The 12,904-nt window shown below is 53.0% G+C and carries 11 protein-coding genes; all 11 read right to left on the reverse strand.

What is annotated here, in order from left to right; genetic code table 11:
* Positions 1–17 precede the first annotated feature (17 nt).
* Positions 18–605, reverse strand: coding sequence for an adenylyl-sulfate kinase (gene cysC, locus AC1DLI_RS25455; protein ID WP_477607296.1), 588 nt, complete (start codon positions 603–605; stop codon positions 18–20).
* Entirely contained in the window at positions 602–1,606 is a 1,005-nt protein-coding gene (locus tag AC1DLI_RS25460) for a Gfo/Idh/MocA family protein (protein WP_477607265.1), read from the reverse strand. Before AC1DLI_RS25460 ends, cysC begins: the two co-directional genes overlap by 4 nt.
* Positions 1,603–2,997, reverse strand: a complete 1,395-nt coding sequence (locus tag AC1DLI_RS25465; protein ID WP_477607266.1) for a sulfatase family protein — start codon at positions 2,995–2,997, stop codon at positions 1,603–1,605. Before AC1DLI_RS25465 ends, AC1DLI_RS25460 begins: the two co-directional genes overlap by 4 nt.
* A 34-nt stretch (positions 2,998–3,031) precedes the next feature.
* Positions 3,032–3,835 carry a sugar phosphate isomerase/epimerase family protein gene (locus AC1DLI_RS25470; RefSeq protein ID WP_477607267.1) on the reverse strand — a complete coding sequence of 268 codons (804 nt, stop codon included), beginning with the start codon at positions 3,833–3,835 and terminating at the stop codon, positions 3,032–3,034.
* A gap of 37 nt (positions 3,836–3,872) precedes the next feature.
* The gene (locus tag AC1DLI_RS25475) at positions 3,873–4,979 is read right to left on the reverse strand and encodes a Gfo/Idh/MocA family protein (protein WP_477607268.1); all 1,107 of its coding nucleotides are present in this window, start codon (positions 4,977–4,979) and stop codon (positions 3,873–3,875) included.
* A gap of 411 nt (positions 4,980–5,390) precedes the next feature.
* The gene (locus AC1DLI_RS25480) at positions 5,391–6,224 is read right to left on the reverse strand and encodes a carbohydrate ABC transporter permease (RefSeq protein WP_477607297.1); all 834 of its coding nucleotides are present in this window, start codon (positions 6,222–6,224) and stop codon (positions 5,391–5,393) included.
* Positions 6,225–6,292: 68 nt separating this feature from the next.
* Complete coding sequence (locus AC1DLI_RS25485) at positions 6,293–7,159, reverse strand: carbohydrate ABC transporter permease (protein ID WP_477607269.1); 867 nt, start codon at positions 7,157–7,159, stop codon at positions 6,293–6,295.
* Between the two features lie 90 nt (positions 7,160–7,249).
* Positions 7,250–8,647, reverse strand: coding sequence for an ABC transporter substrate-binding protein (locus AC1DLI_RS25490; protein ID WP_477607270.1), 1,398 nt, complete (start codon positions 8,645–8,647; stop codon positions 7,250–7,252).
* Between the two features lie 292 nt (positions 8,648–8,939).
* Positions 8,940–10,442, reverse strand: coding sequence for a response regulator transcription factor (locus AC1DLI_RS25495; protein WP_477607271.1), 1,503 nt, complete (start codon positions 10,440–10,442; stop codon positions 8,940–8,942).
* Complete coding sequence (locus AC1DLI_RS25500; protein ID WP_477607272.1) at positions 10,439–12,262, reverse strand: sensor histidine kinase; 1,824 nt, start codon at positions 12,260–12,262, stop codon at positions 10,439–10,441. Before AC1DLI_RS25500 ends, AC1DLI_RS25495 begins: the two co-directional genes overlap by 4 nt.
* Positions 12,263–12,504: 242 nt before the next feature.
* The gene (locus tag AC1DLI_RS25505) at positions 12,505–12,852 is read right to left on the reverse strand and encodes a hypothetical protein (RefSeq protein ID WP_477607273.1); all 348 of its coding nucleotides are present in this window, start codon (positions 12,850–12,852) and stop codon (positions 12,505–12,507) included.
* Between the last annotated feature and the right edge of the window lie 52 nt (positions 12,853–12,904).

Raw genomic sequence — 12,904 nt, forward strand, 5'->3', positions numbered from 1 at the left:
ATCAATCGCCACTCGGGTTATGCTCTTTGCGCTGCGTGCATGAACCGTAAATTGGCATGCAGCCAGCCGATCACGGCCTCGCTGTTATCCTGCAGCGAGGCGGAAGCCGTGTCGATCACGATGTCAGGGGACTGCGGTACCTCGAACGGATCGGAAACACCGGTAAAATGGCGCAAGTCACCGTTTCTCGCCTTGGCATACAACCCCTTCACGTCACGGCGCTCGCACTCGCCGATTGGGCACTGCACGTAAATTTCCACGTATCCTGGCAGCTCCGACCGGGCGTAGTCCCGCATTTCCTGGTAGGGGGTAATAGCGGAGACGAGCACATCCACGCTGTTGCGAGAGAGAAGCTTAGCAAGGTACACGATCCGTTTGATATTCTCAATCCGTTCCTCACGGGAGAAGCCTAGCCCTTTGCAGATCGTCTCTCTAAGCTCGTCTCCGTCCAGCAGCTCTACGTGCCGTCCTTGCTGCAGCAGCTCCGATGCAACATGCCGGGCCGTCGTCGTCTTGCCCGCTCCCGACAATCCCATGAACCATATAACCGAACCGTGTTGTCTGTCCATGTTGATCGTCTCCTCTCGCAGAGTTCTTTCGCTTATCCGTTCGCGGGTACGTCAACAGGCATACCGCCGGACTGATGCGAACGAATAGCGGCTTCGATTACTTCCTGTGCGGCAAGAGCATCCGCTCCGGATGCCTCGATTACCTTCGGAGCATCGCCTGCCTTGATCTGCCCGATGAAACGATTGATCCGATGTGTAAACGTATCATTGAAGCCCTGCATCCCGCCAAACAGCGAATTGCGGACTACGGTCAACTCGTCGGATTGATGCGGATAATACGTCAAACTTTCATACACGTTGTCGATAACGAATCTGCCTTCGCTGCCTGCCACCTCGCAATATTCGATCGGATGGCGCATCGACATGTCGTAGCTGCCGGTCAAGTGGCCGACCGCCCCGGATGTAAACTCCAGATTGACAGATGCGGTCGACCAGCTCTGACGGCCCGGCGCCTTGGTCATGAACGCCTGCACTCGCTTTACATCACCGGCAAAATACCGCATAACATCGATGGAGTGAGGATGCAGAGCACGCATGTGCAGCCACTCCGTATCCTCCTGCGAATTCTGAATGGTTAGCCGCATATTGAGAAAAAGAAGGGAGCCCAGCTTGCCCGCTTCCATCATTTCTTTCGCCTTGTAAGCAGCCGGCGTAAAGCGGTGATTTAAATTACAGGCGAGCCGGACGCCCCGTTCCCGGGCGGCTGCGACAAGCGTCCTTGCTTCCTCGATCCGGTTGGAGATCGGCTTCTCCACAAGGACGTCCTTGCCGGAGATGATCGCGATCATCGCTGGCTCGAAATGATGGCTGCCCTTCTCCACACCTGCCGTTGCAACCGCCACTACATCGATCTGCTCTTTAGCTAGCAGTTCTCTCAGGTCGGTATAGGCGGGAACGCCATGTTCAAGACCTGCCGCCTCCGCGCGTTCCGGCATCAGATCGCAGACAGCCGCAAGCTCCGTGTCCGGATGCTGCCGGTAGGCGCGACAGTGGATTTTCCCGATATTGTTGACCCCGACGACCGCAACCCGAATCATTTGGATGCCGCCTCCTCCTTGGTTTGGAGGGAGCGTGCGCTGATAATGTTGCCAATATGCAGCGACTCGTATGCCTGCTCGGACGAGGTGAACGCCACTCCCTTGCCATGCCAGTTCAGATTCGTATAGATAGGATTGGTACGGCCGGTTTGCTCTTCGCGTCTCGCGATATGTTCTTCCATCCGATTCGTCAGCAGCGCGACGACTTCTGGCTCCTGCTCCGCCACATTGTTGTTCTCCTCCGGATCTTGGATCAGATTGTACAGCTCTACCTCCGGCTTGAAGTGGAAGTCTGGTTCAAGCGCGCGGATCAGCTTCCATTCCGGTGTCCGCCAGCCGTGCTTGCGCATCCACGTGCATTCCGTAAGATACAACTCGCTGATCCTCCCCATTTCCTCGCTCGCAGCAGGCTCCATCAGGCTGCGTCCGTCGAAGGAAATGCCGCTGTCAATGCCAATCAGGTCCAGCAGCGTCGGCATAATATCCGTGATGACCGTCACATCCTGGGTCCGTGTTCCCGCAGGGATGCGACCGGGGAACCTGATGATGAGCGGCACGACAAGCGTACAGTCATACAGGCCGTGATGATCAAAATAACAGTCATGCTCATACAGCGTCTCGCCGTGATCCGACGTGATAACGACAAGCGTATCTTCCTCCAAACCGAGCGCGGTCAGCTTCTCAAAGATGCTTTGGATACAAGCGTCCATATAAGCGATTGCGCCATCATATTGCGCACTGACGTATGCTTCATCGGTGACGCCTTCTGGTATCCACGACTTCAGAAAGTCGGCGAACGGCTTGAAATCGTAAACCGGCGCCATTGAATCGTTGGCAGGGTCCTTCTCGTCCTTGCCGTAGAACATCCGCTCGAACGGCGCAGGCGGCAAATACGGCGAATGCGGATCCATATGCCGCATGAACAGAAGGAACGGCTTATCGTCCGCCGCAAGCCGCTCCAGCTCCGGAATTGCGACGTCATTCAGGTTTTGCGCCTTAGGCGTGCGTCCCGACTCGTCGGGAACCCAAGATTCATAATCGAGATACGTTTGGAAACCACGCGATGACGGATTACCCGTGAAGCCGACGCACGTTGTATTATAGCCGTTCTCAACGAGAACCTCCGGCAGTGTCCTGACGTGACCGCCGAGCGGTCCTTCATGGCGCAGCGCCACAACATCGGTGCCGAAAACGTCCATGCCTGTCAGCATCGATGCGTAAGCCGGCGTTGTTGGAATGCCCGGACTGAAATGCTTCTCGTACAGAACGCCCTGAGCTGCAATTTTATCAAGATGCGGGGTAGTCAGCCGGGAATAGCCGTACGCACTCATATGATCCCGACGAAGGCTATCTATGCCGAACAGCAGGATATTCGGTTTTTTACTGGCCATATTGAAATCCTCCTTTTGGATGAAAACAATGCTTTTATCTCGCGTTCAGCTGTTTAAGGACGGCATTTAGGTAGCCGTACGACTCCGCAGCTACGATGGATACTTGTGCAAGAGTATGCTCCGGTGCAGAGCCGATGACCTCAACGACGACCGGTCCTTCATAACCACCGTCCACCATTGCCTTGCAGTAGCCGTACAGATCGATGTCGCCGCGTCCGCACGCTTGCAGGGCTATCGGTCCCGGTCCCTGTTCGCGTCCCTTGCAATCACGGATATGAACATGCTTCACGCGATTAAGTACGGCGGGCAGCGCCTTCTCCGCATTTTCGCCGGCACGGTGGATATGGCTCGGGTCCATGTCGATGCCGAATGCCGGGGAAACGATGGCCTCCATCGCCCGCAGCGTGGTAGGCGTATTATGGATGGCGTTGCCAACATGTGCCTTCACGCAGAGCGTGATGCCGAACGAAGCGGCCCTCTCCGCCATCCGCGCAAGCATCTCGATCGACGCCTGCAGATCTTCTTCGACTCCAAGCTTTCCGCCAGGACCAACGTTGACGATCGGAATACCAATTTCAGCGGCAGCTTCAAACGCCGGCAGCAGCCGTTCCTCTTTGAGCGACGCAACCTCCGTCGAGAGAAACGTCAATCCGTTCTCCTGCACAATCGCTTGCAGCTCGCTCTTCTGTTCCTTCCAGCGTCTGAGATCCAGATGCTCGCACATTCCCTGGATCGCGGCGATCTCTACACCGTCGTAGCCACAAGCGGCGATATGCTTCGCTGCTACGGCGAAATCGAACTCTTTGAACAGCACGGAATTGACACCTAATTTTATCATGTAAGAATCCTCCTGAATGGTAGATTAGTTAATGAGATTATTTCAGATAAAACGGATCGCCGTGCAGCGGCGGCAGCGGCTGCGGCCGAACGACCTCACCACCCCGTTCATACGACTCCTGCACCGCATGCACATACTCCAGTACAGCAAGCGCATCTCGTCCGCTGGCGCGCAGCGCATCCGGAGATACCTTGCCGTTAACATCCTCCAGAAACGCGTGCAGCCGATTGTTGAACGTCCGGTTAAAATCGTTCGTACCGAAATCCGTCACTTCAGGCTCCGGCTGAACGCTGATAGCTGGAATACCTTTGTTTGCTTTCCAGAACGACACTTTCTCGACGCAGTTCTCAATTGTGAATGTCCCCTTCGAGCCCGCGACCTCCAGACTCCACCACCCGCCTAGCCCATAGACCGCATCGCCGCGTTGGCTCAATAGATAGCCGACACCGCCGTTTGCGAACTTCATATGGATGCTGTTGATGGACACCATAACGTCGCCTGCGCTGCGCCGGAAACCAGGCCGATCGGAGAACGTCTGGATATGTGTGATATCACCGCAGAAATGGCGCATGACACTGAACGGGTGGGTCAGGAACGCCCTCATGTGAAAGTAGGGGTGGCCTTTGATTTTATCCGAACTGGCAAGGGCGTAGTTAAGCTCTCCGCCGTTGAAGCCCATTTTGGCTAAACAGTAGATCAGTTCGCCAACCTCGCCGCTATCCATATATTGCTTCGCCTTCTCAGCCGGCGGCGTGAAGTAATGGTTCAGGTTGCAGCCAAGGTACACTTTCTGCTTCTCAGCAAAGGCCACCATCTGGCGACCTTCGCGCACATCGTTGCACAGCGGCTTCTCCACCAGCACGTGCTTTCCGTAAGACATTGCTTCCATCGCCGGTTCAAAATGCCAGCTGCCGTTGTCGATGCCGCCCGTCGTCACATCGACGACCTGGAGGTCGGGCTCATTCTCGATCATGTCCTTCAATGTATAGTACGCCTTTACACCATGCTTCTCCGCTGCTGCGTCGGCGCGCTCCTTGATGACGTCGCATACCGCAACGACATCAGCTAATTCATCCTCCTTATAGCAGTTCGCATGGTTGTTGCCGATGCCGTTCATGCCTACGATTCCGATTTTGACCGCCATGTTCAACGTCCTTTCGTCCTCTGAATTGGATAATGATTTTCCTAGACAAGATCAATAGCCGAATCGTCAAGCCGTCATAGTTGTAAACGCTTTATGTTTCTATCATACTGTCTCTTTCTGTCCGAATCATGGCGGTTCGGGACAAAAACCTTTCCGATCGAGACCGCTTTCATAAAAGGAATGGCTCGATACTGTTACACGTATGACAGCCGGCATACTTTGGTCGACCGCAGTCCTCGCGATGTGCCTTTTGTACCGACCGGCTCACCGGAATCATCCTTCATCGAAATAAAAAACCACAATCTGAAAGACTGCGGCTCTATTTCYTACCTGGGTAAGAGGGTCGGCTGGAGACAATGTACGGGTAAACTTTATTAAATGGCTCTTCTATTCGGCGCGGTCATGACTCGATTACCCCTTAACGGCGCCTGCCGTCATGCCGGCTACAATTTTCTTGTTGAAGAAGATGAACAGAATGAGCATCGGGATAGAGATCAGAACGATATCGGCGAACAGCAGATTCCACGATGTCGTGAACCGGCTCATGAAGTTGTACAACGTCAGTTGCACTGTCGCGTTGTCGGAGCCCGGGAAGAAGTAAAGCGGATTGACAAAGTCATTGAATACGTTTATCGATTCAAGCACAATGATGGTTGAAGTGACGGGCTTAAGCAGAGGAAATATTATACTGAAGAACAATCGCCCGCCGCCAGCGCCATCGATCAGCGCGCTCTCATCGATTTCGCGCGGCAGCGTTGCCACAAACGCTTTGTACAAAATCGCCGCGAACGGAAAATGAAGCGCAACTTCCACGAAGGTGATGCCGGCCAGCGTCTTGAACAGGCCGATTGAATCGAGCACCCAGATCGTAGGCACAATAGCGGGCGGGATCATCAAACCGGCCAAAACAAGAAAGTTTAAGAAGGAAGAAAACTGCCCCCCCTCGCGACGATGCAATACAAAGCCGGCCATCGCGCTTACGACGATCAGTACAGCGATCGACAGAACGGTCAGCAGCATGCTGTTGTAGAAGGCACGGACGAGCATATGATCGGAGGCAGTCAACACATCCCTGTAATTTTCCAAAATATGAAATGATTTCGGCCACGACATATTCATGAGCGCGGATTCGGCCTGATTCTTAAAGGAGTTAATGATGACGAAATAGAAAGGAATCCAGAAGATCGCGGTGCTGAGCACCAGCGCGAACACGCCAACGATGGCCCTCTTAGCTCCGCTGCTAATCCCCATGTTATCACCGCGGCTCAGCGCCTTGCCCACGCCTTTATCCATAATCCTGCTTATTTCCCTGCTCATAAGTGCACCTCGCTTTTCGTCAGGTACTTATACAAGGGAAACGCCAGCAGTGACACGCCGACGAACAGGATGACGTTGCCCGCAGTCGCCAGGCCGTAGAAGCCCGCCTGATACTGCTTGTATATGATCGAGGCGATCAGGTCAGTCGTGAAACCCGGCCCCCCCTTAGTCATGGCCCAGATCAGATCGAAGGAACGAAGCCCCCCGATAAATGCCAGTATGATGACCGAATTCATCGCCGGTCTGCTTAATGGAACCGTGATATACCGGAATGCGTTCATGCTGCTCCCGCCGTCGATTTTGAGTGCTTCGTAATACTCACCCGGAATAGCCGAAATGCCGGCGATATAGATGACTGTAGCGATGCCGATACCTTTCCATACGTCCACTAGGGCAACGGACAGCAGCGCGATCTTCGTATTGCCGAGCCAATCTGGTCCGATAATACCAAGCGCAGCCAGACTTGTATTGATCAGCCCTTGCGAAGGATGCATCATAATGGAGAATGCGATCCCGACCGCAATTGTACTGAGCAGTGTCGGGAAGAAAATAACAGAACGCAGATAGTTTTTGAACAGAACGGTAGAGGTGAGGAACGCGCCGAGTAAGAGGCCCAAGATGACCTTGAGACCACAGGTTACAACCGCGTAAATTAATGTGTTCCGGAAGCCGATGCTGAGTGCCGTCTCCGAGAAAAAAGTGACATAGTTATCAAATCCAATGTAATCCCAATCGGTGAGGGTCCAACGCGTCATACTAAAGAACAGCGATAACACGGTTGGCAGCAAATAGAAGACGAAGTAGATCAGAAATGCAGGCACTAGAAACATATACGAGTAGGTCCGAATCGTCAGCTTAGTCATGGCTCTCTCCTTCTTTCCGGAGAAAACGGACCCCGCAGCTCTTGCGCGGAGCCCCGTCTTCAACTAGAATTTCCGCTTACGGCGGACGATCTACCAGCCCGGCAGATTCAACTGCTGCGCCTGTTTCAGAATGTCTTTGTCATAGTCCTCGGCACCCTTCTGCGCGGAAGTGATACCGCTGCCGACAGCGACGGTGAGGTTCTCCAGGTTCGGGCCTTTGACCGGCGATACGAACTCAAGTGCAGGTGCCGTCCTGCCTTCATCAAAGTATTTCTGCATTTCTTTGACACCTTCGTAAGCATCGTCGGGGAGCTCGATTCCTTTGATGACATTGGGACCGGCCGCCTTGACTTTGGAGGCAAATATCGCTTGGCCTTCCTTAGATACGAAGTATTCCGTGAACTTTTTGGCGGCTTCTACTTTTTTGCTGTTCTTGTTGATATACAGGCCGCTAGGCATCCAAACTGTCAGTCCGTTCACGTCTGCGCTGTCGCTTGGAATCGGGAAAACCCCGATGTCGTTGATCTTGTCTGGGCTATTCTGCAAAATGGAATCTAAAGCGCTTGTCAGCATCGGATAGTGCACGCCTGTACCCTCGGCCAGCATCTTCAAGGCAACATCATACGTCGTGGCCAGGAAGTCCTTATTCATGTAACCGGCTTTGAACGGTTCCTCCGTCTTTTCGAAGCTGCGCAGTGCCTGTGGTATCGTCGCGTACTTTGCTTTGTTGTTCGTGTAATCGTCCGCGAAATTCGGTACCTGCGCCTGTAAGTTGTAGTAATCACCGAGGACAAACAGCTGGGACGTCCAGGTATCTTTGTAGGACGCGATAACGGCCGTCTTACCCGCGGCCTTAATTTTCTCATTGTTGGTCATGAATTCATCCCACGTTTGCGGAACGGTCAATCCGAGCTCGCCGTACACCTTCTTGTTGTACAAAATCGCACCTGCGGAGCTCGAACCGACGGGCGCACCGTAAACCTTGCCTTCGACCGTTACGACGCTTTTGAAAGAATCAAGCACGTCTGCCATGTACGACTCATTCGTCACATCGAGGAAGTTTTCCACCGGATTAACTGCCTTCAACAGCGAACCCGTGTTATAAACGAGCAGGTCGGACATATCACCCGTTGCCAGGCGCGTCTTGACGAGGTTGTCGCCTTCCGTGCCATCCGGTTTGATGTCATACTCAATGGTAATATTCAGCTTTTTCTCTGCTTCCATAGCAACAGCTTTAAGTGCTTCGAGCGTAGTGCCTGTATTACCGACCATCAGGGTTAACGTCGTTTTCTCTGCAGGTGCGTTGGTGGTGTCGGTGTTTGCGTTCGTTTCACCGCTAGCGCTGCCGTTGTTGTTCTTCGTCGCAGGCGCATTACTGCCGCTGCCGCAGCCGGCGAGCAGCACCACGATCATAATCACGCTTGTCACGAATGCGAGTGTTCTACCAGTCGTTCGTTTCATCGTTCCGCAGCCTCCCTTTGTTGGCATGAATCGTGCTCCCTTCGGCAGCCGTCCATAGTTGCCCCTCTTCGCATCTCTGATACCGTAAGTTTCAATTGAATGAATACGCTTCCATCAAGTGCGATCTTCCGTTCCAAGGGCCCGGGTTCCCTCGTAGTTTCAGTCTACGGGTTTCTGCTTTTGATGCATACTTGCTCTTTTGCTTTTTTAAGGGGGTAATTTTTCCTTTTTAACAAAAAGCAATGGATCGGGCGGGGAAACCATCCGATTCTCGAAGGTGCATCACCCTCTAATCGTCTAATCGTTTACTACATACGTCTCATTCACTCATTTTGCGTTTTGTGTAGGCGGTCGGCGTTTCGCCCGTTATTCTCTTAAATAGGTAGGAGAAATGCTTAGCATCCTCGTATCCGACCAGCTCGCCGACTTCCGAAGGACGCGAAGTGCCGTCAGCGAGCAGCTCCTTCGCTTTGCCGATCCGGTAGCCGATCAAATAGTCGGAGAAGGTATAGCCCGTCTGACTTTTGAACAATCTGGATAAATGCCCAAGACTTACATGATGCTCCGAAGCAAACTGCTGAAGTGAGAGGTCGCCTTGATAGTTGGCGTGGATCCAGTTCATCATGACCGGTACTAGCCCTTTCGGCTTCTGCTCCTTTGATTCACATTTCCCCGCAATCACGAATACCGCTGCCGTAAGCCATTCCGTGATGGGCTCGTAGTCTATCGCCTCGTTCAGCAGGCTCATATCCTCCGGCAGCCGGGCCACGGATTCTGATTGCAGATTAAACTTCAACGAATAGAACAGATCGCTGGCGAACTGTGACAGCTGCTTTTGGGTGACCCCTTTGCACTGAAGCCCCTTGACGATGCGCGATACCGTGTCTCGTCCTCTGGCAATATCGCCCGCTTTGATCTGCGCTTGCAGCGCGCGCACCTTCACCCAGATTTCGCCGATATCGGGTACAGCAGGCTTCGTATCCGGCGCTGCCCAGGTTGGTACGCCGATCCGTAAATGCTCTTCCAGCTGTTTGCTAAGGCGGACGAAGCTGCGGTTCAGACTCTCTCGCTCTTTCTTCATTCCGAAGCTCACATGGAGTAGAATGCCGCGGGACTCCACATACTGGAAGAACGATTGAAGCCTTATCTTTATCGACTTCGTGCTTGCCTCATCGTAAGCCGGCAGCAGCAGTATTCTGCGTCGGCAGTCGATCGTGACGCAGTGACTATCCGACTCTCCGTTCAAACCACTCCCAAAATGCGCGAGGATGTCCGATGCCTTAAGCCCGGCATCCTTCCAAGTGAGCGGCGATGCCCAGTTCTCCAAAAGCAGCAGCGCCATGAACATTTGCGGTTGCTCGGCTGCCGCTGGCTCCCCGCGCTCCTGCGCGTCCGCGGACAGCAGCCGCTGCAGAAGAGACCACTCGGCACGGTCGCTACGGCTCCGTGACTCCTCTTCAATACGCGCAAGCATGCGGTCTACCACCCTGTAAAGCGTCTCTTTCCTGACAGGCTTAAGCAAGTAGTCCGTCACGCCGGTTTGCATCCCCCGCTGCGCATAAGCAAAATCGTCATGGACACTGAGAATGATACCCTTGGCGTCCGGATGGCAGCGGCCTAGCTCGGCCAGCAGCTCTACTCCGTCCATGCCTGGCATTGTGATGTCGGTCAGCACGAGATGCGGAACTATGGATTTTGCGGCCTCGAGTGCATCTTCCCCGTTCTCGAACGCAAGCACGCGATGCTGCGGTTCGTATCGCTTGAACAGGGACTCGAGCTCCGCCAGCGCCCACCGCTCGTCTTCCACCAGGAATAAATTCATAATCCGGCCTCTCCTTTCACCTTGACGAAAAGTTCATATCGGAACGTCAGCCTGACGGTCGTTCCGAGGCCAGGAGCACTTATCAGCTCAGCTCCGTATTTGACGCCGTGGAACAGCTTGATCCGCTGCGCGATATTGGACAAGCCTATACCCAGCCCTTCCTCGTCGTAAGCGTCCGCCGCTTGGATGCTCCCGAGCCTCCTGCGCAGCATGTGGAGGCGTTCCTCTTCGATACCGCATCCGTTGTCGGTCACTTCGATAATCAGATCGCCGCCGAGCCGCCTGACTACGATGTCGATTCGTCCGCCGGACTTGACCTTGCCGAGTCCGTGAACGATAGCATTCTCAATCAACGGCTGCACGGTAAGCTTCAGCACCGAGGCTTCCTGCAACGGCTCCGGTATGTTCATACTGAACTCGAATCGGCTGCCGAACCGGTGCTGCTGGATATTCATGTAATTCCAGATATGATCCATCTCGTCACGCAGCGGGATAGGGTGTTGTAGATTTTTCATGCTGTATTTGAACAGCTCCGCCAGCGATTCTGCCATCTCGGCAACCTCTTCGATGCCTCGAACCCGGCTGATTGACTTCATAATGTTAAGCGTGTTGTACAGAAAATGCGGGTTGATCTGCGCCTGCAGCGCCGATAGCTGCGCATTCTTCTCCGCCAGCTTGGATGCGTACACTTCGCTGATCAACCGGGTAATACTGTCCAGCATACTGTTGTAAATACGGCTCAGACGACCGATCTCATTGTTACCGGCCACCTCCATTCGCTGCTTTAAATCCCCCTGCTCGACGCGCGCCATTTTCTTCATCAGGTTATGGAGAGGAAGCGTAATCTGATAGGAGAGCGCATAGGAAACGAAAGCAATCAGCCCCATCGCAAACAATCCAACGAGCATGAGAATATAGGCGGAGCGTTTCTGCTTGGACAGCAGGAATACGTTCGGAATCAGAATCAGCGTATTCCATTTCGTGTATGAGGACTTCGACGTTGTATAGAGATAGCTCTCTCCGTTCCATACCACCTCGTTAGACTGGCGATTTCCCCTGAAGATCGAAAGATCGATTCCCGGATCCTTGCTGCCCGTCAGCTCGTTCCTGTCGTCGTAGACGACGCTGCCTTCATCGGTTATGATGAACGCTCTCATATTCCGTTCAACGTCGTTGATATCTGAGTTGACGAGCATGTCCTTAATGACATCAACGTTAATATTAATTTTCATATACCCCAGAACATCCCGATAGGGAATGCGGTTGATGTTCCGCACGAAGGATATAACCTGGGCTTCACGATCGCCGCCCGTGCTCTCTGTTGTGACGGGCTGAAGCAGGAATTTGATTCCGGGCATCTCCAGCCGTTTCTCATACCAGCTCTCGTCCCGCAGTTTGAAGCTTACCTTTGGTCCTCCCGCCTTCGATACAAAGTAAGCGATATCGTCCGTCGTGAAGATATAGATGCTCTGAAGCTGGGGGCGCGGCTGAAGATGGGTGAACAACCTTTTGTTGATCGTCAGTTCGATCTCGTTCTGCGCGACGGGTTCCGGGATTCCGTAATGATCGATCAAGCTTTGCTGAATGATCGGATCGCCAATAATGGAGACGGAGAGCTTCTCCATGTCCTGAATATACAGCTCGAAGGTCCGGCTGAACTGCCGGGTAATCGTGTCGGAAAGCGACAAGGTTTGATTTTTGATATCGCTTACATTTTTATAATAGAAAAAAATGCATGTCAGCATGACGATAAACAGCGACACCGCGGAGAACACGATGAACATTTTACTCTTCAGCAGGTAGTCGTTCCATCTTTTCATCTCGGATTCTCCTCTGGTGTGAGTCGTAAACGAAATTGCGAATACAGCCCCCTTCGGATTTACAATTCTGTCAAGATAATATCATAGCTGAAGCAGCTGATGATAGAGACGATTTCCCCAAATGGGAAATCCTAGAATAGGCTCAATTCTATTGTATTACAATACAAAACAAAACAGGGTGCCTCCGCCGACAATCGGCACAAGCACCCTGCTCCGTCTATTCTATGTATCCCTGCTGTCCCTTATTTCTTATCCACCTGAAGCAGCTTAACCGTCTTTGTCGCAAAGGTGTCCTTCAGCTTTTCCTCATTAATGACGTTCAGCTTGATCAAGCTGGCGATTTTGGATGAATCGGGCTTCGAAAGCATCCGCCATAGCTCAGGATCCGGCAGCGCCTCAAAAAGCTTGTTGTCATCGTATTCTTTACGCTCCTGCACAACAAGCTTGACTTTGTGGCTTCCGATTTCCAGCTCSCTAGCTTCCTGCTCGGTCAAATAAGTCAAAATTTCGTTGCGCAGCTCTGTCAGCTCCTGCTCTATTTCTTTTTGCTTTTGTTTCTGCTGATAATATCTACGCACAGTCTTGTCCATTAAGATCACGCTCCTCTTCTACATGCATATGAGAAGACGAATCATTTTAGGA

The organism is Paenibacillus sp. 01T443, from assembly GCF_056398325.1.